The organism is Flavobacterium sandaracinum (assembly GCF_004349135.1).
Lineage (GTDB): Bacteria > Bacteroidota > Bacteroidia > Flavobacteriales > Flavobacteriaceae > Flavobacterium > Flavobacterium sandaracinum.
Genome location: NZ_SMFN01000003.1, coordinates 257,607 through 281,321, shown reverse-complemented (window position 1 = coordinate 281,321; position 23,715 = coordinate 257,607). Strand labels below are relative to the sequence as shown.

Here is a 23,715-nt window from a genome sequence, read left to right as displayed (position 1 = left end):
TCACAATAGTATAGAGTTCGCCATTGGAGAGGGATGTCTCATCTATTGATAAACGTTTCCCAATGTTTTCAGGAAAAACAAGCCATTGTTTAGCATGCGACTTTTGTTTCCATGCTTTAAAATCACTTAAGTAATCTTTGTACTGATATTGCAAATTCCTTCCAGAAACCCCATAGAAAGAGGCGATAGCACTACAGTCATTTGGGCTGGAATCTATTGATCTCTTTTAAAAAAGACGCAAACTCCTGTGTTACACGAGTTCCGTCCGCTACTAAATTCCAATCTCTAAAAACCACTTTTCCTGTGTCTTCGTTTAGCCATCTTCTTCGAGTAATATGAAGATATACTTGATGTCCACCAATAGGAAAATCTTGAACGCTGTCTCATCAAAGAAGCCTTTTGAACTTAATTTAAACGCTCTGTATTCTTTAGGAATGGAATTAATCTCCTGCAAATACAAATGCAGTATCTCTTCTTCCTTTTTATAAGAAGTTAATTTAAAATAGTCAACAATGATTTCAGGTAATAATAACTTGATTAGTTCGCTGTAGGACTATTGTATTTGATAGAATTTGGAAAGACAAATATCTATTTTTTAATATTTCCCCACAATAATATGTATTGATCCGTTTTTTCTTCAAAAAATAGATGCATTTTTTCTTGCTCAATTTTAGTATTTACCAAATCAAAGTGCTCTACAAGTAATTCAGGAAGTATAAGTTTTACGAGTTTTATTTAATTGTCCAAAGCTTGTTATTTTGATAGCTAGATTAAGAAATCTTCGATATTTCCCCAATTTTTAGGAATGTTTCTTAATCTCCTTTAAATAAATATGAGGTATTTCTTGTGCTTTTTCAAAGGATGTTAATTCTTAATATTCAACAATAATCTTAGGTAATAAAACTTCAGTAAGTCGATATAGGAATCTTGCGTTTGTAGAGAATTTGGAAATAGAAGAGATTTTCTAATAGATTATAAGTTTGCAAGACTATAAACATTTCAAAAGCTAGGGTTCCACTTCCTAGGATCATTTAATCGACAAAATAAAACCTTTTTCTTTGTTTCCAAAAACTTAAATGTATGCGGAATGAATTTGGTTAAAAATAATAATTTTTAGGTTTAATGGGAAGTATTTAGTTATCGGAAGTAAATCATTCCGCAAATGAAGTTTCCCTTTCTTGTAGTTTTAACGAAAACAAATTAAATTTTTGTGGAAAACAAGCTTTGATTTTTTATCAAAATCCACTAGCATATTCTCGCTATTAGGTTGGGAATATTTTAAAAATAACGTTATGGTTTCTACTTTTAATTCATTTGCCAATTCGATTTTTGGGGTATTTTGATTTAATTGATAGCGTGATCAAATTGATCGAAAACTTCTTCTTTTATAATTTTTTCAAATCACCAAAATCAATCACCATTCTAAATTTTATACTTGTTTGTTATTCAATTGGAGTTCCAATGACGGTTACCGATAGTTTTTAACTACGACCATGTATATTTTGCACTTGCTACCGTATTCGTTAAAAACATGACCGGTTTCAAAGCTAAACTTTTTGTTAATTCTATTATTTTGAGTGATAAATATTTAAGCATATAGGTATCAATTGACACTAATTTTTACTTTTTTTGGGCTGCTTAAGATCTAATAAGTAATTCCCACAACTACCACAATAGGTAGAAAAGAACCGATGATTAAACCAATTTGATTGCCCTTATCCAGATCTTTTTATAGTTTTTCTTCAATTGCGAATTTTTGAAAGAGGAGGAATAAGCACATGAAACAATTTGTTTACAATTGGTTGCTAAAATGTTTATTTGTTAATACATTTCATTAACACATTCTTAACTTTTGGAGGTGTAAAATTAATGAATTTGAGTAATAATTTGATTTTAATTTTACTTTCAGCTAAGTACTATTGTAATAATTTAATATTTCTAATAGGTAAATTGACCTTGTAGTAACTTTTGTTTTTTTATTTCCAAATAGTTTTGCAAGAACTTTTTAAAACAGAAAACTAACTATGAAAAAATTAGTACTATTAACAATTATTTTACTTTTTTCGAGTGCCCTATATGCACAAGGATCGGGGATACTATCAGGAAAAGTCAAGGAAAGTGAGCAAGGATTCTCGCTTCCAGGAGCAACTCTAAAATTAAACGTTGGAAATATATACACTACTTCCGATCAAAATGGAGTATTTGAATTTTTAAACGTACCTACAGGAATCTATGAAATTGAGATTACTTACATAGGGTATCAAACACAAAAGCAGACCGTAACTGTTGAAAGCAACAAAAATGTCTCTGTAAAATTTATTTTGATTCCTGGGAATGATCAATTAAAGGAAGTGGTAGTTATTGGTGATCGTTTGAGAGGACAAGCCAAAGCTCTCAACCAACAAAAAACCAATAAAAACATTACTAATGTAATTTCTTCCGATCAAGTGGGTCGTTTTCCCGATGCGAATATTGGAGATGCGTTGAAAAGAGTGCCTGGTATTACGATGCAAAATGACCAAGGAGAAGCAAGAAATATTATTATAAGAGGTCTAGCACCGAATTTGAACTCAGTAACATTAAACGGAGATAGAATACCTTCAGCAGAAGGCGATAACAGAAATGTTCAAATGGACTTGATTCCAGCAGATATGATTTCTACTATTGAAGTGAACAAAACGCTTACTTCCGATATGGATGCAGATGCTATTGGGGGTTCTGTTAATTTAATTACTCGTGCAACACCAAACGGACAGCGAATTTCAGCAACTCTTGCGGGTGGATACAGTCCAATAAGAGATAAAGGAAATTACACCGCTGGTTTTGTATATGGAAACCGATTTTTAGAGAAAAAATTAGGGGTGGTTTTTAGTACCTCGTATAACAATAATAATTTTGGATCTGATAATGTAGAAGGCGTTTGGGTAGAGGGTGAAAAAAACCAGGCGTATATGGAAGAATACGATGTAAGAAAATATGATGTACAACGTATTCGTAATTCATTTGCACTTGCAACAGATTACAAGTTTAATGAAAGCAATTCCATTTATGTGAATGCGATGTACAATTTTAGGGATGATTTTGAAAATCGTTACCGCACAAGATTTAGAGGTATTGATCCAGTTTATGATGCAAATGATGACATCATTGGTTTTGAAGGTGATGTTAGAAGACAAACAAAAGGAGGTATTGAAGACAATAAAAATGCTCGTTTAGAACGACAAGTTGTACAAAACTATGCAATAGGAGGAGAACACCTTTTAAGTTCAAAACTAGATATGGATTGGGCAGTAAATTATGCACAAGCCAGCGAAGACAGACCAGGAGAGCGTTATATTGAATACCAGAATAGAGGTTTAGATATTAACCAAGATTTGTCTGACACCCGTTTTCCTTTGCTTACGTCTCCCGGTGCTGATGCAGCTGAAGATTTCAGGTTTAGAACGCTTTCAGAAAACGACAATTACACGGAAGAATCTGAATTAGGAGCAAAATTAAACTTCAGATTGCCTTTTTCACTAATAAATGAACAAAAAGGACGAATTCGATTTGGGGTACGTGCCAGAATTAAAGACAAAAAAAGAGACAACACTTTTTTTGAATATGCGCCTATCACAGCGTTCGGAAATTTGAATGAAATTCCAACTAGCTTTTATGGTGGAGAAGATTGGCAAGCAGGTTCACAGTATATACCTGGAACGTTTGCAAGCAATACTTCTCTAGGTGGTTTAAATTTAAATAATGCAGCACTATTTGATAAAGAAGATATTCCTAGTGAATATTTAGCATTGAATTACAAAGCAAAAGAAGATATTTATGCAACTTACATTCGGTGGGATCAAGATTTTAATGCAAACTTATCCATGATTGTTGGCGTACGTCTGGAAAATACAAACATTGACTATACGGCAAATTATGTGGAAGACGAAGAAGATTTAGTTGGCGAAGTAAACAACACGAATTCCTACACAAATGTATTGCCAAGTTTGGCATTCAAGTACAATGGCAAAAATGATTGGATATATAGAGCAGCTTTTACAACTTCGTTAGCAAGACCAAATTATTATGACTTATCACCATTTATTAGTGTTATTCCAGATGATGATTCTGAAATCGTTGCTGGAAATCCGAATTTAAAAGCAACTTATGCGTATAATTTTGATTTAATGATTGAAAAATATTATAAATCAGTAGGTTTATTATCTGGAGGCATTTTTCATAAAAACTTAAATGACTTCATTTATACGTATCGTGATAATCAATATACTAATGCTGAATTTGCACAAGATTTTCCAGGTCAACTAAATCCTATTCCTACAACAAATCCGGGTAATTGGGGATTAACACAACAAAGAAATGGTGAAAGTGTGGGAGTTTATGGCTTTGAGATAGCTTTACAAAGACAATTAGACTTTATTCCAGGCACGTTTTTCAAGGGGTTAGGAATATATTTAAATTATACATTTACCGAGTCAGATGCTAAAGGAATAACAAATTCTGATGGGGAGGAAAGAACCAACGTAACTTTGCCAGGCAGTGCTCCTCACATGTTTAACGGGTCATTATCTTGGGAAAATAAAAGATTCTCTGCACGTGTTTCTCTTAATTATACAGCAAATTATTTAGATGAATTGGGCGGTAATGCTTTTGAAGACCGATATTACGGCGAACAGTTGTTCTTAGATGCCAATGCTTCTTATAAAATAACTGACAAAATACGTATTTTCGCCGAAGCAAATAATTTAACCAACCAGCCATTACGTTACTATCAAGGCATAGCCTCACGAACCATGCAAATGGAATATTATCAAGCTAGATATAACTTCGGTTTAAAATTTGACTTGTAAAAAAATGTAGATTATCAATTTTAAATGTTTGACAGGGTTCCAAACTTGTCAAACATTTTTTAATTTTAATTTTTATGAAAAAGAAATTATCAATTGTACTTCTTTTTTTGTGCGCACAAGTAATTGTGGCACAAGATTATCTTAAGGAAGAAAAATCAGGTTATAAAGGGGGCTTTATCCCCGAATTAAAGGTAGTAGAAAAGAGCGTCAATTTTTTAGTGATTGGAGATTTTGGTAGAAATGGTGATTATCATCAAAAAGATGTTGCCGTTCAAATGTCAAAAGCTGCAGCCACTATTGATACTGATTTTGTAATTTCTGTAGGCGATAATTTTTATCCCAATGGCGTGCAAAGCACGCAAGATCCACAGTGGAAAGCTTCGTTTGAAGACATTTATTTCAATTATAATTTACAAACCGATTGGTTTGTTGCTTTAGGAAATCACGACTATAATGGCAATATTCAGGCTCAAATTGACTACTCAAAAATTAGTAGACGTTGGAACATGCCAAGTACTTATTTTAAGGAAATAGTTGAATTGGAAGATGGAACAAAAGCCTTGTTAATTTTTATTGACACCAATCCATTTGTGAAAAGCTACTACGCCAAAGGAGAAGAAATGAAAGAAAACGTTAAAATGCAAGATACAATTGCACAAAAAAAGTGGCTGATAGAGACTTTACAAACAAACGATGCTTTAATTAAATGGAAAATTATAGTGGGGCATCATCCCATGTATTCCGGTGGGAAACGAAAAAATAGTCAGGATACCAAAGATATTGAATCTGTTTTTGCACCTATTTTCGATCAATACAAAGTAGATGCCTATTTATGTGGACACGAACATGATTTGCAAGTAATCAAACCCAAAGGACGTTTTACCACCCAATTTTTATCAGGAGCCGGTTGCGAAGTTCGCCCAACAGGAACCAGAGAAGGCACATTGTTTGCCTTGTCGGAACCCGGATTTATGACCTTTTCTTTAACTTCAAAATTGCTACTTGTGCAATTGGTCAATGCACAAGGAAAAATTATTTATACACAAGAATTAAAAAAATAATCATGAAGAATCATATAATTGGCTTACTTGTTTTAGGAATTTTCACCATTTCCTGTAGCGACAAACTAGCACCGCTACAAAAAGATGCGTTGCCTGCAACGGTGGTTACGCAACCACTTCCGCATGATACCGATGATCCTGCGATTTGGATTCATCCCACAGATGCAACAAAAAGTGTGATTATCGGAACTGATAAAGATACCGATGGCGGACTCTACATGTACGATTTAGAAGGAACCATTTTAAAGAAATCAATTTCTTTGAAACGACCTAATAATGTAGATATTGCATATGGACTTAAAATTGGAAAGTCAACTATAGATGTTGCGGTAACTACAGAAAGAGAAACCAACAAAATTAGAATTTTTTCAATGCCCGATTTAGAGCCTATTGATATGGGTGGGATTGATGTTTTTGTGGGCGAAACTGAAAGAGACCCAATGGGAATTGCTTTGTATACACGTTCATCTGATGGAGCTATTTTTGCAATTGTAGGTAGAAAATTCGGTCCGTCGGGAACCTATTTATGGCAATACCAATTAAAAGGCACTGAAAATGGAACGGTTGGTGCTGAACTCGTTCGCAAATTTGGAAACTTTAGCGGTAAAAAAGAAATTGAAGCCATTGCCGTAGATAATGAGTTGGGTTTTATTTATTGTTCCGATGAAAATGTTGGAATACGAAAATATTACGCCGATCCGGCAAAAAATGACAACACTGAATTGGCACTTTTTGGACAAAAAGATTTCAAATCCGATCATGAAGGAATTGCAATTTATAAAAAGACTCCAACCACCGGCTATATTTTAGTCTCCAATCAGCAAGCCAATACATTTGTTGTTTTTGCACGTGAAGGAACTGCAGAAAATCCGAACTTACATTTGAAACTTGCGGAAGTTTCTACTTCTACTATTGAATGTGATGGCGCAGATGCTACGGCTGTAAATCTAGGACCACAATTTCCCAAAGGCATGTTTGTTGCCATGAGCAACGGTATGACTTTTCATTACTACAATTGGGAAGATATTCAAAAACGAATAGACAGCGGCAAGTAAGTTTTAAAATTAAAATATAAACAAATTTTTTTCTTTTGAAACTACCTTCATTTTTAGCAGGCTTGAATTTTGATTTTTGTAATTGATTTTCAAGCTTGAATTTTAAAATTGTAATTTATTTATTCTATATTTCCTGTATTTGGTGATGTAGTTAAGTTGAATAGAGCGTTTGGCTGTCAGCCAAAAGATCGTGGGTTTGAGCCCACTCTTCTCCACTTTAACAGTTATAATTATCAATAAATTAGATAAATATTTTTTTTATTATAGGTTTTAACCCACATTTAGTCAATGTTTTTTAAGTGTGTATTTTAAAATATTTACTAAAGAATAAAGACCTTACGAATTGATTTTAGCTTGTAAACTCCATTCTTGATTCGAAGGTGAAATTTCATAAAACACCGAATTATATATTTTAACTAAAAAGTTGCATTTATAACTTGAATCCAGCCTTTATAAAAAATAAGTGTTACAAATTCGGTGTGTTGAAATTGCTTTTTTGGGTGATAATGGTACTAGAGTTACCACTTTAGCTCGGATGGTGAAATTGGTTGACAAGCTGGACTTAAAATCCAGCGAACAGTAATTTTCGTGCGGGTTCAAGTCCCGCTCTGAGTACTAAAAACTTCAGTTGGCTAACCCTAGCGGAAGTTATTTCGTTTTTAAAATATAGAATGCTCGTCATCATGAATTTGATCAGGAAATCAATATTAGTAAATCAAGTTCAAAAGTTGGAGATTATCCTAAAGATGTTTAACAATCTGAACAATTAAAATTAATTTTGCGTATCCCTCTAAATTGAAATTTGTCCTTTTCAATCTGCTCTCTTTTTAAGTAGCTATACAGCTATCTAAACTTGGCTAACTAATTTTTCCATAACTATTTTAATGAAGTTAAGAATAGATTAATTTATCATCCATATGTGTTTCTTCGGAGTTTGATTAAACTTTAAGTTGTATTTTTGTTTTAACTATAAAAATGTAATATGAAAAGAATTATTTTGTTTTTGACATTCATAATGTCTTTAAACTCACAAGCGCAACAACGCCCCAAATTAGTGGTTGGTATAGTGGTAGATCAAATGAAAATGGAATATTTATATCGTTTTTCAGATGATTTTTCTAATAATGGATTTAAACGGTTGATGAATGATGGATATACGTTTCATAATATGCATTACAATTTTGTGCCAACCTACACAGCTCCAGGTCATGCGAGTATTTATACAGGAACAACTCCGTCAACACATGGAATAGTTGGAAATGATTGGTTCAATAAAGCTATTGGAAAAGATATGTATTGTACGGATGACGCTTCTGTAAAAACAGTAGGTGATGGGACTGAAAAAGAAGGAGCAATGTCTCCTAAAAATTTGTTAAGTACAACTGTTACTGATGAGTTGCGTATGGCAACAAACTTTAAAGGGAAAGTAATCGGTTTGAGTATTAAAGATCGTGGTGCAATTTTACCGGCGGGTCATTTTGCTAATTGGGCATTTTGGTATAGCAAAACTGGTGCTTTCATTTCAAGTACTTTTTATGGTTCAGCATTGCCTAATTGGGTAACGGAATTCAACCAAGAAAAACGGTACATGAATTACATTAATAAAGGTTGGGATTTATTGAAGCCAATTGCTACTTATAATGAAAGTCTTGCTGACGATAATCCGTACGAAGGGAAGTTAGATAAAGCCAATGCGCCAGTTTTTCCATATGATTTGAGTAAAATTTATAAAGAAAAAGGGGCAGATGTTTTAAGAACTACACCTTTTGGCAATGATATTTTAGCGGAATTAGCTATGAAAGCTATAGAAAAAGAAGAATTAGGGAAAGATGAAATCACAGATTTTTTGACTGTTAGTTTTTCTTCTACAGATTATGTAGGACATACTTTTGGACCTCGTTCTATGGAGTTACAAGACACTTATTTGCGTTTGGATCAAACGATTGCTCAGTTTTTAAACTATTTAGATAAAACCGTTGGAAAGGACAATTATTTACTTTTTCTAACTGCTGATCACGCTGGAGCTGAGAATCCAAATTATTTAAAAGACAACAAATACAATGTTAAAAATATTCCTTCTAAAGACATTGTTGCGGCATTAAAAAAGCATTCAAACGAAACCTTTGGTTCTGATTTGATATTGGATTATTCTAACTTTAATCTTTTCTTTAATAAGGAAACTATTAAACAAAAAGGTTTAGAATTGGCGAAAGTTAAACAGAGTTTTAAGGACTTTTTGATGACACAAGAACAAGTTAAACGAGTATATACTGAAGAAGAAATTTTAGCTTCGTCAGGAGATGATTATTTCTTAAGTTTTATTTCAAAAGGTTATGATCCTAAACAAAATGGCGATATTGTAATACTTGACAAAACGGGTTATTTGCAATATCAAGCTACAGGAACTACCCATGGTTCACCTAATAGTTATGATACACATGTGCCATTACTTTTTTATGGATGGCAAGTTCCAAAAGGAGAATTGCACACTAAAAAATACATTACTCAAATAGCGCCTACACTTTCACAAATGTTGAAAATTCCATTTCCCAATGGAACTGAATCTGAAGTTTTGGAAACGCTTTTGGAAAAAAAATAATTTATTTTAAGTTTTTTTGAAAATAGAAAACTCCCGTCTTTGAATAAGACAGGAGTTTTTTAATTTAAAGTTAGACTCTAAAATTTATTTTCTACTTCAGCAGCCTCTAGCATTAAATAATGTAGGTCGGTGTTTTTTATGAAAGGTTTCAGTAAATCACTTCCGGGTCCATACATTGCTAATTCACTATAATCAGCAGAATGATCCATACTGATCCAACCTACTGAATTGTGTTTCTTTTGAATGTCAGCCAGTACTTTGAAAGGTAAATGTTTTGGATTATAAAGTCCTTCCTCTAGTTTTATATTAGAATAAAAATTCAAAATTTCCTTGGCTTCATCTTCTTTTAAAACTGTTTTATTAGCATATTCAATTCTTTCAATTACTTGTGATACAGATGTTTCTTGACCAATTCCATTCAAAATCCAATCGTTGGTTTGTTTGTAATTTTGGATACTATCAAAATTAGCATCTGCATCTTTTCCGTAGATAATTCCCGGATTAGCATTCCCATGATCTGTGGTGATAATAACCAACGTATTTTTATCTTTTTCAGCAAAATCAATAGCAACTTTTACAGCTTCATCATGAGCTACTTGATCATAAAGTAATCCAGTAATGTCATTTCCATGTGCTGCCCAGTCTACTTTTCCTGCTTCAACTTGCAGTACAAAGCCGTTAGGATGGTTCTTCATTTTATCTATGGCACGTTCCGTCATTTCTGCTAAAGTTGGAATAGTTCCAGTTAGTTCTTTACTGCTTTCTCTGTCTTTTGAATATGGAAGCCCATCATTGTGAAAAACTCCAAGTATTGGTTTGGTGTTATCACAAGCTAACATTTCACTTTTATTTTTTACCACAGAAAATCCATTTTTTGAAAATTCTTGGTACAGATCACGTTTATCTTTGCGGCTTTCGAAGGAGAAATAGTTATTTCCGCCACCCATCATGATATCAAATTTTAAGTCAAGATACATTTCGGCAATACTTTCCTGACTGTTTCTACTTTTTGAGGCAATACAAAAACCCGCAGGTGTGGCATGTGTGATTGGAACAGTAGTGACACATCCCGCCATTTTTCCTGCTTTTTTGAATTTTTGCCATATTGGAAGGTATTCTTCTCCGCTTATGCCAACATTTACTGAGCCATTTTTGACACGAAAACCACTTCCCCAAGAAGAACTTGCTGCAGCAGAATCGGTGACAATTGATGATGCTGAAGCCATATCCATCAATGCTCGAGTTACTTTATTGTCTTTATATAGTTGAATCCAATTGCTGCCTTTTCCCGTTTTTCTATTCAGGTATAAGTCAGCCATGTTTAATGTACCAATACTCATTCCATCGCTAACAATCACGATGATATTTTTAGCTTTTGAATTCTTTTTTAAAGTGTCAAAATCAAGTTCGTTCGCATTTCCTTCAAATGGATTTAAGAATGTAGCACCAATTGCAAATAAAGAGCCATTCTTGAAAAATTTCCGTCTATTCATTGTTTGTGAATTTTTTTGTAAGTTTTCAAAAGTAAAGAAACTCCTGTATTGATTGTGTTAAGGATAGATTATTTTTTTGAATGAAAGAAGGTTTAAGAAAGCTATTGGTTTTGGAACAAATAAAATAATCCCATTCACGATGGTGAATGGGATCATTTACTTTATGAGGTTGTTACTGCAACGGGTAACGGAATTTGATTTTTAAGTAAGTCTTCAAAGGTTTCATGAGCTCTGATTAAATGTCCTTCGCCGTTCATCCACAAAACTTCGGCGGGCTTGTATCTCGAGTTATAATTGGAAGCCATGGAAAAACAATATGCTCCAGCGTTTCTAAAAGCTAAGATATCGCCTTCTTTAATTTCAGCAATTCTTCTGTTGTTTGCAAAAGTATCGGTTTCGCAAATATATCCTACTACGGAGTAGAAACGCTCTTTTCCTTTTGGGTGTGATATGTTTTCAATATGATGTTGTGAACCATAAAACATTGGTCTAATTAAATGATTAAAACCACTGTCTATTCCTGCGAAAACTGTCGAAGTAGTTTGTTTTACGACATTCACTTTCGCCAAAAAGTAACCAGCTTCACTTACTAAAAATTTCCCTGGTTCAAATATTAAGGTTAACTCTTTTCCGTATTCAGTACAAAAGGCATTGAATCTTTTAGATAATTTTTTACCTAATTCTTCGATGTCAGTTTCGATATCGTCTTTTTTATAAGGCACTTTAAATCCACTTCCGAAGTCCAAAAACTCAAGGTTTTTAAAGTTTTTTGCTGCATCGAATAATATTTCAGCTGCATACAAGAATACTTCGATGTCCAAAATATCAGAACCAGTATGCATGTGTATCCCTACAATGTTCATTTTTGTATTCTCAACAATACGAACTAAATGAGGCAATTGGTGAACCGAAATACCAAATTTACTGTCAATATGACCCACAGATATATTTGCATTTCCTCCGGCCATTACGTGCGGATTTATACGGATACATACTGGAACATTTGGGTATTTTGTTCCAAATTGCTCCAAAATGGATAAATTGTCTATATTTATTTGAACACCCATGGCATTGACTTCTTCAATCTCTTCTAAAGAAACACCATTTGGAGTATAAAATATTTTATCCGGCTCATATCCTGCATGAAGTCCTAGTAATACTTCTTGAATAGAAACAGTATCTAATCCTGATCCCATTTCTCTTAATAATTGAAGTATAGCTACATTTGATAAAGCCTTCATTGCATAATTGATACGCAACTTATTTACCTTTGAAAAAGCTTTTGATAATCTATTGTACTGAGATTGTATTTTTTCGGCATCATAAACGTATAATGGACTGCCAAATTGTTCTGCTAATTGTACTAAGTCTTTTGATTGCATGATTATTAATTTTGAGCAAATTTATTACTCTTTATTTAGTCCCACAAGCTAATAAATGAATTCTAACAAATTCTAACAAAAAGTTATAAATTAAACATTTGTTTGAAATTTTATAAAAAAAAATAACCCTTGACAATTTTTTTTATCAAGGGTTATAATATTTTATTTAGTACTACAAGTTTGGTAAATCACCATTTCCTTTGGTTGGTAAATTCGTATAACCCATTAAGTATTTGTCGACTTCTCTGGCAGCTTCACGACCTTCAGATATGGCCCATACAATTAATGATTGTCCTCTTCGCATGTCCCCTGCAGTAAAAACATGAGGAACATTCGTTTGATAATTCGTTGCTTTATAATTGCTTCTCATATCAATTTCTAATCCTAATTGATCACTTAGTGTTCTCTCTGGCCCTGTAAATCCAAGTGCCAATAAAGCTAAATCACAAGGCCATATTTTTTCTGAACCTTCTTTTTCTATCAATTCAGGTCTTTGTCCCGGTGTCATTTTCCAAGCCACTTCAACGGTTTTTAAACCTACAAGTTGGCCGCTTTCATTAGAAATGAATTCTTTGGTGTTGATTAACCAGTTTCTATTACAACCTTCTTCATGTGAAGAAGATGTTTTTAATTGCAATGGCCAAAATGGCCAAGGAGTAGTTTCACTTCTTCCAACGGGTGGTTTTGGTAAAATTTCAAAATTAGTAACCGATTTGGCTCCATGTCTGTTTGAAGTTCCCACACAATCAGAACCGGTATCACCACCACCAATAACGATGACATCTTTACCGGTCGCCATTATTTGGTCAGAAACTACCTCGCCATATAGTGATTTCGTTTGTTGTGTCAAGAAAGTCATTGCCTGAACCACACCTTTGCTTTCTATTCCTTTTGTTGGTAAACTTCTTCTTTCGGTTGCGCCACCACATAATATGATAGAATCAAAAGCGTTTAATTCTTCAATACTATAGTTTACGCCAACATTTACATTCGTTTTAAAGGTAATTCCTTCTGCTTCAAGTACTGTAACACGTCTGTCGATAATTCCTTTTTCTAATTTAAAATTGGGAATTCCGTAACGTAATAATCCACCAATGGCATTGTCTCTTTCAAAAACGGTAACGGTATGTCCAGCACGATTTAATTGTTGTGCAGCCGCTAAACCAGCTGGACCAGATCCTATTACAGCTACTGTTTTTCCTGTTCTAACTTCTGGTGGTTGTGGTTTTATCCAACCTTCAGCAAAGCCTCTTTCGATAATGTTTTTTTCAATATTTTCGATTGCTACTGGTTCGCTGATAATTCCTAATACACATGATTTTTCACATGGAGCGGGGCATAAACGACCAGTGAATTCAGGAAAATTATTGGTTGATTGCAATATTTTTAAAGCACTTTCCCATTCTTCCTGATGCACCATGTCATTAAAATCAGGAATCAAATTCCCTAATGGACAAGCACTGTGACAAAAAGGAATCCCACAATCCATGCATCTGGATCCTTGTTCTTTGATTTTATCTTTGGGTAATGTAATTGTGAATTCATTGTAATTTGAAACACGCTCTTCAATAACTATATTACTTTCGTCAGTTCTATTGTATTCTTTAAATCCTCCTATCTTTCCCATAACTATAGTGCTAGTAGTTCTTCAATTTGTTTTTCTTCGGCTAAACGTTGTAATGCTTTTTTGTAATCTGTTGGCATTACTTTGACAAAATGTCCATATTCGTTTTCCCAATCTTCTAGAATCCTTTTTGCCAAAGGGCTGTTGGTGTACATAGAATGATTTTTTATCAAACGTCTCAGTTTTGTAAAATCTTCTTCTTCCAATGTTTCAAAAGCGACCATTTCCATATTACATAATGTAGCGTCGAATTTTTTATTTGGATCAAAAACATAAGCAATACCACCGCTCATTCCAGCTGCAAAATTTCTTCCCGTTTTACCTAAAACTACGACAGTTCCTCCGGTCATATATTCGCATCCATGATCTCCAATTCCTTCTACAACGGCTGTTGCTCCAGAATTTCTAACACAAAAACGTTCTCCAGCCATACCATTTATATACGCTTCACCAGTAATTGCTCCATAAAGTGCTACGTTACCAATGATGATATTTTCTTCTGGTTTGAAAGTTGCAGTAGGAGGAACTTTGATGATCAATTTACCACCTGAAAGCCCTTTTCCTAAATAATCATTACAGTTTCCATGTATCTTAAAGGATAAACCATTTGTTGCAAAGGCACCAAAACTTTGTCCTGCGGATCCTGTAAAATCCACTAATATAGTGTCTTCCGGTAAACCTTGGGCACCATATATTTTTGAAATTTCATTACTCAATATAGCACCAACGGAACGATCCGTGTTTTTAATATCAAATGTAACTCTAGTTTTTTCTTTTCTATAAATAGAAGGAATAGCAGCTTTTATAATTTCAAAATCAAGTACATGTTCTAAGGCATGGTCTTGTGTAGTCGTGTTGTGATTTGGAACTTCTTTGGCTTTTTCTGGTTTGTATAAAATAGTAGACAAATCTAATCCACTTGCTTTATAATGCTTGATGGCTTTATTGACATTCAGTTTTTGAGATTGCCCAACCATTTCTTTTAATGTTCTAAACCCAAGTTGTGCCATGATCTCTCTCAACTCCTCAGCAATAAAATACATGAAGTTGATGATGTGTTCCGGTGTTCCTTTGAAATTTTTTCTCAATTCCGGATCTTGTGTTGCAATACCAACTGGACAAGTATTCAAATGACAGGCTCTCATCATAATACATCCTGATGCTACTAAAGGCGCTGTTGCAAAACCAAATTCTTCAGCTCCAAGTAATGCAGCAATAGCGACATCACGACCCGTTTTTAATTGTCCATCACATTCTAAAACTACGCGACTTCTCAAATCATTTAAGATTAAGGTTTGCTGGGCTTCGGCAAGTCCAAGTTCCCAAGGAATTCCGGTGTGTTGTAGTGAAGTTAATGGTGCTGCTCCGGTTCCTCCATCGTATCCTGAAATCAAAATCACATCGGCTTTTGCTTTAGCAACACCGGCAGCGATTGTTCCAACACCCACTTCAGAAACTAATTTCACATTGATTCTAGCTTCCCGATTGGCATTTTTTAAATCAAAAATTAGCTGTGATAAATCTTCAATAGAATAAATATCATGGTGTGGCGGCGGTGAAATTAATCCAACATAAGGCGTTGAATTTCTCACTTCGGCAATCCAAGGAACTACTTTTTCACCGGGTAATTGACCACCTTCTCCAGGTTTTGCTCCTTGAGCCATTTTTATCTGAATCTCTTTGGCATTGGTTAAATAGTTGATAGAAACCCCAAATCTTCCTGAAGCAACTTGCTTAATTGCACTATTTCTAGAATCTCCATTTAAGTCTTTTTGGAAACGTTTTGGATCTTCTCCACCTTCGCCAGAATTACTTTTTCCGCCAATTCTGTTCATTGCAATCGCCAGATTTTCATGGGCTTCTTGGCTGATAGATCCGTAAGACATGGCACCAGTTTTGAATTTTTTTACAATCTCAGTCCAAGGTTCCACTTCGTCAATAGAAATAGGATCTAAGTTGTTGAATTCAAATAAACCTCTAATAGTCATTAAATTTTCGCTTTGGTCATTAACCATTTTAGCGTATTCCTTATAACTCTCTGGGCTGTTTAAACGTACAGCTTGTTGTAATTTAGAAATCGTCGTTGGATTAAACATGTGTTTTTCACCTGATCTTCTCCATCTGTAAATTCCTCCAATTTCTAAAGGCAATAAATTGCTGACTTTTGAATTTGGAAATGCTTTTTGGTATCGTTTCTTGATTTCTTTTTCGACTTCCATAAGACCAATACCTTCAATTCTGGAAGGAGTGTAAGGGAAATATTTAGAAGTGAATGTTTTGTTTAATCCTAAAATTTCAAAAATTTGTGCCGCTCTGTACGAATGTAAAGTAGAGATGCCAATTTTATTCATGATTTTCAGAATCCCTTTTGCGATAGCTTTATTATAATTTTTAATAGCATAATCCGCTTTTACACCAGTGATAAAACCTTCGTTTACTTGGTTATGAATAATTTCATTCACCATGTAAGGATTAATTGCACTTGCTCCGTAACCAAATAATAAGGCAAAATGGTGTGGCTCACGAGGTTCTGCAGATTCTATAATGATTCCAAATTTAGAACGAGATTTTAAAATATTCATAGAGTGATGAATATAAGAACAGGCCAAAAGCATTGGTATTGGAGCCATTTTTTCACTCACGCCTCTATCAGAAATGATAACAATATTGCACCCTTCTGAAACTGCTTTAAAAGTGGCTTGAACTGCTCTTTCCAAAGCACGTTCTAATCCGTTTACTCCTTTTTCGATGTCATATAAAGTAGAGATCGTTACTGATTTGAAATCAGCATGATCAATGTTTTTTACTTTATCTAAATCCTCGTTTGATATTACCGGATTTTGAATTTTTAGTTTTTTACAATGCTTTGGAACAATATCAAAAATATTATAATCGCCACCAATCGCTAAACTAATATCAGTAATTATTTCTTCACGAATACCATCCAATGGTGGATTGGTCACCTGAGCAAACAGTTGTTTGAAATAGTTGTATAAAAGCTGTGGCTGATCTGACAAAACTGCCAACGGAGTATCATTTCCCATAGAACTTAATGCTTCTGCACCTTGAGTTCCCATTGGGTTTATGATTGTTTTTAAATCCTCTAATGTGTATCCAAAAAGTCTTTGTCTTGTTTCAAAATCAATATTTTCTACAGGAATTGGATTGTCAGTGTATGGTATTTGAGCCAATTGTACTAAATTTTCATCCAACCATTGTTGGTAAGGACGTTTGGTAACAATCGCATTTTTGATTTCGTCATCTTCAATAATTCGGCCTTCGTTCATGTCCACCAAAAACATTTTTCCTGGTTCTAAACGACCGTGCTGAATCACATCTTCTGGCTTGATGTCAAGAACACCAATCTCTGAAGACATAATTACGAAACCACTTTTAGTCAATGTATATCGTGAAGGACGCAATCCATTTCTATCTAATAACGCACCAATAACGTTTCCGTCAGTAAAAGGAATAGAAGCCGGGCCATCCCAAGGTTCCATGATGCAAGCGTTGTATTCATAAAAGGCCTTTTTGTCGGCAGACATCGTTTGGTGCTTTTCCCAAGCCTCAGGAACAACCATCATCATTGCTTCCGGAAGAGAACGACCGGTCATCAATAATAGTTCAATTACCATATCCATTGAAGCCGAATCTGATTTTCCTTCTAAAATAATTGGGAATAATTTTTTGATATCGTCCCCAAAAACATCACTTTTCATCAATTCCTCGCGAGCACGCATGCGACTAATATTACCACGAAGTGTATTGATTTCACCATTATGGCACATGTAACGGAACGGCTGTGCTAATTCCCAAGAGGGGAAGGTATTGGTAGAAAAACGTTGGTGTACCAAAGCTAATCGGGTCACTAAGTCATCATCTAATAGATCAGTATAATACCTGCTGATGTCTTCCGGCATCAACAAACCTTTGTATATTATAGTAGTAGTGGAGAAACTAGAAAAATAAAACATGTGGCTTTCTGAAATTCTTGAATTTCGAATCGCATGTTCTGCTATTTTTCTCGCGGCAAATAATTTAGCGTTAAACTGTTGTTCTGTAAGGTCTAAACCATTTTTACCAACAAATACTTGTTTTACTGTTGGTTCTTTCTCGCCGGCTATTCGTCCTAAATTTGATGCGTCAACCGGCACGTCTCTCCATCCTAGTATTTCAAGATTTTGATCGCGTATCGAAGTTTCAAAAGTAGTTTTACAAAAAACAACTTGGTTGGAACTTTTTGGCATAAAAACCATTCCTACAGCGTACTCTTTAGTTTCCGGAATATCAAATTCGCAAACTTTCTTAAAAAAATCATGTGGGATATCAAATAATATTCCTGCTCCATCTCCAGTTCTGCCATCTGAACTCACTGCGCCCCGGTGTTCTAATTTGATCAGGATATCTAGTGCTTTGTGGATAATATCATTTGACTTAATTCCATTTAAATTACAAATGAATCCTGCTCCGCAATTGTCGTGTTCAAATTCGGGCAAATAAAGGCCTTGTTCTTTAACTCTCATGCTTACTATTTTTTTTATACAAAAATAAAGATTTCGTTGAATATAATTCATTGTTTGCGGGTTAACGATTCTATTTTTACAATAAAATTAGAAAAACGTTTGGTAAATGATAATAAAGTAAATTAAATAGATTGTATACGACAAATCAATAATTTAAATTCTTTTTAATGTAACAAATAGTGTTATTACAATGAAATTAAAGGGCTAAGCAAGAATAATTCAATCGATGTAGTACCTTTTTACACTTAAAACGAAAACTATTTTCCTTTTTAAAAATGGATTAAAACTTAAAAATCAATTTTGAATTGTAACTTGATTTTTATTATCAGTTTTAAACATAAAAAGATTTCTGTATTAAGATGAATTTTGCTATTTTTGTCACACTTTTATTCTGAAAGAAATTCAGAAGCCAGACAAATTCTATATTATGAACATACACGAATATCAAGGAAAAGAGATTTTAGCTAGCTACGGAGTTCGCATTCAACGCGGAATCGTTGCTAATAGCCCTGTAGAAGCGGTTGCTGCTGCAAAACAATTAACTACCGAAACGGGTACAAGTTGGTATGTTGTAAAAGCCCAAGTTCATGCAGGTGGACGTGGAAAAGGCGGTGGAGTGAAACTTGCCAAAAATTTACAACAAGTTGAAGAGATTTCAGAGCAAATCATCGGAATGCAATTGATTACACCTCAAACTTCTGCTGAAGGTAAAAGAGTACACAAAGTTTTAATTGCTGAAGATGTTTATTATCCTGGCGAAAGTGAAACTTCTGAGTTTTATGTTTCTGTTTTATTGAATAGAGCTACAGGTCGTAACATGATTATGTATTCTACTGAAGGTGGAATGGATATTGAAGAAGTTGCTGAACATACTCCTCATTTAATTTTTACTGAAGAAGTAGATCCTTCTGTTGGATTACAAGGTTTTCAAGCAAGAAGAATTGCTTTTAACTTAGGTCTTTCTGGAAATGCTTTCAAAGAAATGGTGAAATTCATCGATTCTTTATATAATGCTTACATAGGATCTGATGCTTCGATGTTTGAAATCAACCCGGTTTTAAAAACATCTGACAATAAAATTATGGCTGTTGATGCTAAAGTAAATATCGATGATAATGCTTTATACAGACAAAAGAAATATGCTGACATGCGTGACATTCGTGAGGAGAACCCAATCGAAGTGGAAGCTAAAGAAGTAGGATTAAATTATGTAGATCTTGACGGTACTGTTGGATGTATGGTGAACGGAGCTGGTTTAGCGATGGCAACTATGGATTTAATCAAGTATGCTGGTTTTGAGCCTGCTAACTTCCTTGACGTAGGTGGAACTGCTGATGCAAAACGTGTTGAAACTGCTTTCCGTATTATCTTAAAAGATCCAAACGTAAAAGCTATTTTGATTAATATTTTTGGTGGAATCGTTCGTTGTGACCGTGTGGCACAAGGTGTTGTTGACGCTTACAAAAATATGGGTGATGCAATTAAAGTGCCAATCATTGTTCGTTTACAAGGTACAAATGCAGCTATTGCAAAAGAATTAATTGATAATTCAGGAATGCCAATTTTATCAGCAGTTGAATTTCAAGAAGCTGCGGATCAAGTAAAAGCAGCACTTTCTTAATTAGAAAATAACGTTATATATTTTTTGAAAATCCTGTTTGCTTCGGCGAACAGGATTTTTTTTTTGCTGAAAGTAATTTTTTTAGATAGAACAAATCATAATAATAATTGAAAGTGTTAAGTTTTCTGGTTTACAACAATTATCTTTGTTTTTAACGTTTTTTAGTACTTATGAAACTTCAGATACAAAATAATTTCACTACCGAACTGCCTGCTGATCGCAATCAAACCAATGTTCCAAGACAGGTTCATCAATCTGCATTTTCGTTTGTAGTACCCAAAAAGCCATCCAATCCTTCGCTGATTCATGCTTCAACTAACGTAGCAAATGCAATTGGTCTTTCTCAAGAAGATATCCTTTCTACTGATTTTTTGAATACTTTTTCTGGAAGTACCATTTATCCAGGTACGAAACCGTATGCTATGCCTTATGCAGGACATCAATTTGGAAATTGGGCCGGACAATTAGGAGATGGTCGTGCTATTAATTTAACTGAAGTTGTTCATGAAAATAAATCGTACACGTTGCAACTGAAAGGAGCAGGACCAACACCATATTCGCGAACAGCAGATGGGTTTGCCGTTTTACGTTCTTCCATACGAGAGCATTTATGTGCTGAAGCAATGCATTATCTGGGTGTTCCTACTACGCGTTCACTTTCGCTAATGCTTTCTGGCGATCAAGTATTGCGTGATGTTTTGTATAATGGAAATCCTGCCTATGAAAAAGGCGCCATTGTTTGTAGAGTCGCTCCTTCATTTATTCGTTTTGGTAGTTTCGAATTATTCGCCTCTCGAGAAGATCACGTTAATCTCAAATTACTGACAGATTTTACCATAAAACATCATTTTCCTCATATCCAAAAAGAAGGTGTCGAAAAATATTTGGCCTTTTTTCACGAAGTAACCCAAACGACACTCGACATGATTGTGCATTGGCAACGTGTTGGTTTTGTTCATGGCGTTATGAATACCGATAATATGTCCATTCACGGCATCACCATAGATTATGGACCCTACGGTTGGTTGGAAGACTATAATACTGGCTGGACACCAAATACAACCGATAACCAACATAAAAGATACCGTTTTGGCAATCAACCAGAAATTGCGCTGTGGAATTTGTACCAATTAGCAAATGCGTTGTATCCTTTGATAAACGATGCAAAGCCACTCGAAGCTATTTTAGAGGCGTATAGTACAAATTACGAAAAGGAGTATTTGAATATGATGCGAGATAAACTCGGGTTTCAAATCAAAAAAGAACAAGATGTAGTTTTGATTCAGAGTTTGACTCAATTGCTTGAAAAAGTAGAAACGGACATGACTATTTTCTTTAGAAATCTAAGTAATGTAACCAAAGATGATGCTGTAATAATTGCTTTCAACACCATAAAAGACGCTTTTTATAATGAAAAGGATTTAGATGAAACGATCTTGAAAGATTGGCACGTTTGGTTTGAGAAGTACAGCATTCGAATCAATGAAGAAACACTTTCGGATTCCGAAAGAAAAAACCAAATGAATACAGTAAATCCAAAATATGTATTGCGAAATTACATGGCGCAATTGTCTATCGATGATGCCGATAAAGGCGATTATTCTTTACTAAACGAATTATTCGAAATGCTAAAAAATCCGTATGACGAACAACCGAATTTTCAAAAATGGTTTGCCAAAAGACCGGATTGGGCCAGAGATAAAGTAGGATGTTCTATGTTAAGTTGTAGTTCTTAAAATAGGATTTGAAAAGTAATAAATAAGATGAAGAATAGGGTTTATTTTACACCAATTCCCTCTTGACCTCTTAGTAAAATCTTGTTTTTATTATCCAAATTCTCGTTAGTTTTTCCCAAGATGTTAATGATGTCAAATTTTGTATCACTTTTTCTAAAGTTGTAAAAAGCCTCTGAATTGGTAACTTCAACTTCTAAAATATAGTTTCGGTCTAATTTAAAAGTGTCAATATTGTCTTTTATAAATGCTCCATTTACCATATAAATGACATCGTTACTTTTGATTTTGGTAAATTGAGATTTAATTTGTTCCAAGCTTATGAAATCATATTTCTTAGGGTTTTTAGAAGTAATGTTAATCTGGCCACGATACAAAACACCATTTATAATTGAGTCTTTTTTGACAACATGTATAGATTCAATTTCATTTGGGTCGACGTATTCAATTGTATTGCTTGGAACTAAGTTTAAATCAATAAACACCGCGGGTTCTACAGTTTTATTGTTTTGTCCAAAAAATAGGGTTGTGAAAAGTAGTATGGAGCAGGTTAGAATAAATTTCATATTTGAAGGTGTAAATTTTTTTAGATAAACTAAATATACAAAAAATCCTGAGCTTTCACTCAGGATTTTGTATTAATTTCCAATTTCTTGAATCGCATCTGATTCGTATATTTTGAAACCTGTATCGTTTTTTTGCGCAATTTTCAAAAGTGCTTTGGCTACAGTTTCACCTTCAATTGGTTTGTATTTTTTTAAATTTCCAAGGAATAGAAAGGATAGTGTTTTCATGAAAAATGCACCTACTTTTTCGCCCAATCTAAATTCAGTTCGGTTTCCTAAAAGGAGTGAAGGTTGCAATACAGCAACGCTTTCAAAATTACAATCCTTAAGAAAATCTTGAATTTCTCCTTTTGTTTTCAAATAGAAGTTTCCAGATTTCGCATCGGCACTAAGAGATGAAATAATTAGGAATTGTTTGACTTTATGTAGCAATGCAAAAGCGGCAAACTGACGCGGATATTCAAAATCTACTTTTCTAAAAGCTTCTTTACTACCTGCTTTTTTGATTGTTGTGCCAATGGTACAAAAGAAATCATCACCTACAACTAATTCTTTATAGGTTTCTGGCTTGTCAAAATCAATAATGTGTTGTGTTAATTTAGGATGCTTTATTCCTGTATCTCTTTTTACGAAAGTGATTACTTTAGCGTAATGTGGACTTTCTAAAAGTAAATTCAATAATTCGGAACCTATTAAACCGGTACTGCCAATAATCAAAGCCGTTTTCACAGTTATGATTTTTTATTCTTACCGAAATTAAATTTCACTTTCTCCACTACTTGAACTTTTGAATTTCCTTTTGGATATTGTTTTTTAGAAGTGTTTTTTGTCGCAGGTCTTGATTTTGAGGGTGCTTCGTCACCTCTTGATTTTTCTTCGTCTCTTGGTTTTGCCTTAAACTCGGGTCTGTCTTTGGATCCTTCTTTTGCAGGAATTTGAGCTTTGTGTTTTGCTAAAACATCATTTGGGTTTTTTGGATTTTCTTTCGTTCCACGCAAATGAATTACCAATGCGTTTAGAAAGTTACGCAACACTTGGTCGCCACATTCCATGTAATTTTCGTGTTTTTCGTCACGGAAAAAAGCACCTAATTCTGATTTAGTAATTCTGAAATCTACTAATTCTAATATTTCAACTATTTGATCGTCACGTAACATTAAGGCTACACGAAGTTTTTTAAAGATATCGTTATTTGTCATCATATTCTAATT

At 34.1% G+C, this 23,715-nt stretch carries 13 protein-coding genes, 1 tRNA gene and 2 pseudogenes; 7 read left to right on the top strand and 9 right to left on the bottom strand.

Going from position 1 to position 23,715, the window contains the following annotated elements; translation table 11 throughout:
• Positions 1 to 197 precede the first annotated feature (197 nt).
• Positions 198 to 538, bottom strand: a pseudogene (locus E0F91_RS18160) (ISAon1 family transposase N-terminal region protein).
• A gap of 613 nt (positions 539 to 1,151) precedes the next feature.
• Positions 1,152 to 1,582, bottom strand: a pseudogene (locus tag E0F91_RS17935) (6-pyruvoyl trahydropterin synthase family protein).
• 442 nt (positions 1,583 to 2,024) lie between these two features.
• Between E0F91_RS17935 and E0F91_RS04435 the strand changes: the two are divergent.
• From E0F91_RS04435 to pafA, 5 genes are all read left to right on the top strand, one after another.
• On the top strand, positions 2,025 to 4,847 hold the full coding sequence (locus E0F91_RS04435; RefSeq protein WP_132065141.1) for a TonB-dependent receptor: 2,823 nt from the start codon (positions 2,025 to 2,027) through the stop codon (positions 4,845 to 4,847).
• 74 nt (positions 4,848 to 4,921) lie between these two features.
• Positions 4,922 to 5,908 (top strand): purple acid phosphatase family protein, encoded by a 987-nt coding sequence (locus tag E0F91_RS04430; protein ID WP_132065140.1) that lies wholly within the window; start codon positions 4,922 to 4,924, stop codon positions 5,906 to 5,908.
• 2 nt (positions 5,909 to 5,910) lie between these two features.
• On the top strand, positions 5,911 to 6,963 hold the full coding sequence (locus tag E0F91_RS04425; RefSeq protein ID WP_132065139.1) for a phytase: 1,053 nt from the start codon (positions 5,911 to 5,913) through the stop codon (positions 6,961 to 6,963).
• A gap of 529 nt (positions 6,964 to 7,492) precedes the next feature.
• Positions 7,493 to 7,578, top strand: a tRNA-Leu gene (locus tag E0F91_RS04420).
• A gap of 367 nt (positions 7,579 to 7,945) precedes the next feature.
• Positions 7,946 to 9,562: an alkaline phosphatase PafA gene (gene pafA, locus E0F91_RS04415; protein ID WP_132065138.1), complete on the top strand. Its 1,617-nt coding sequence runs from the start codon at positions 7,946 to 7,948 to the stop codon at positions 9,560 to 9,562.
• A 77-nt stretch (positions 9,563 to 9,639) separates the two neighbouring features.
• Here pafA and E0F91_RS04410 read toward each other — a convergent pair whose 3' ends face one another.
• The 4 genes from E0F91_RS04410 to gltB form a co-directional block, all read right to left on the bottom strand.
• The gene (locus E0F91_RS04410) at positions 9,640 to 11,055 is read right to left on the bottom strand and encodes an alkaline phosphatase (protein ID WP_132065137.1); all 1,416 of its coding nucleotides are present in this window, start codon (positions 11,053 to 11,055) and stop codon (positions 9,640 to 9,642) included.
• A 161-nt stretch (positions 11,056 to 11,216) separates the two neighbouring features.
• Positions 11,217 to 12,437 (bottom strand): diaminopimelate decarboxylase, encoded by a 1,221-nt coding sequence (lysA, locus tag E0F91_RS04405; RefSeq protein WP_132065136.1) that lies wholly within the window; start codon positions 12,435 to 12,437, stop codon positions 11,217 to 11,219.
• 172 nt (positions 12,438 to 12,609) lie between these two features.
• Positions 12,610 to 14,064 carry a glutamate synthase subunit beta gene (locus tag E0F91_RS04400; RefSeq protein ID WP_132065135.1) on the bottom strand — a complete coding sequence of 485 codons (1,455 nt, stop codon included), beginning with the start codon at positions 14,062 to 14,064 and terminating at the stop codon, positions 12,610 to 12,612.
• Positions 14,065 to 14,066: 2 nt separating this feature from the next.
• Positions 14,067 to 18,584 carry a glutamate synthase large subunit gene (gltB, locus tag E0F91_RS04395; RefSeq protein ID WP_132065134.1) on the bottom strand — a complete coding sequence of 1,506 codons (4,518 nt, stop codon included), beginning with the start codon at positions 18,582 to 18,584 and terminating at the stop codon, positions 14,067 to 14,069.
• Between the two features lie 427 nt (positions 18,585 to 19,011).
• On the opposite strand from gltB, the gene sucC reads away from it, so the two are divergent.
• The gene (gene sucC, locus E0F91_RS04390; RefSeq protein WP_132065133.1) at positions 19,012 to 20,205 is read left to right on the top strand and encodes an ADP-forming succinate--CoA ligase subunit beta; all 1,194 of its coding nucleotides are present in this window, start codon (positions 19,012 to 19,014) and stop codon (positions 20,203 to 20,205) included.
• A gap of 170 nt (positions 20,206 to 20,375) precedes the next feature.
• Positions 20,376 to 21,941, top strand: coding sequence for a protein adenylyltransferase SelO (locus tag E0F91_RS04385; RefSeq protein ID WP_132065132.1), 1,566 nt, complete (start codon positions 20,376 to 20,378; stop codon positions 21,939 to 21,941).
• Positions 21,942 to 21,982: 41 nt separating this feature from the next.
• Here E0F91_RS04385 and E0F91_RS04380 read toward each other — a convergent pair whose 3' ends face one another.
• The 3 genes from E0F91_RS04380 to E0F91_RS04370 all read right to left on the bottom strand — a co-directional run bounded on the left by E0F91_RS04380 (position 21,983) and on the right by E0F91_RS04370 (position 23,703).
• On the bottom strand, positions 21,983 to 22,504 hold the full coding sequence (locus E0F91_RS04380) for a hypothetical protein (RefSeq protein WP_132065131.1): 522 nt from the start codon (positions 22,502 to 22,504) through the stop codon (positions 21,983 to 21,985).
• 72 nt (positions 22,505 to 22,576) lie between these two features.
• Complete coding sequence (locus E0F91_RS04375; protein ID WP_132065130.1) at positions 22,577 to 23,233, bottom strand: Rossmann-fold NAD(P)-binding domain-containing protein; 657 nt, start codon at positions 23,231 to 23,233, stop codon at positions 22,577 to 22,579.
• Between the two features lie 2 nt (positions 23,234 to 23,235).
• Positions 23,236 to 23,703, bottom strand: a complete 468-nt coding sequence (locus E0F91_RS04370; protein ID WP_073207685.1) for a DUF1456 family protein — start codon at positions 23,701 to 23,703, stop codon at positions 23,236 to 23,238.
• Positions 23,704 to 23,715 lie beyond the last annotated feature (12 nt).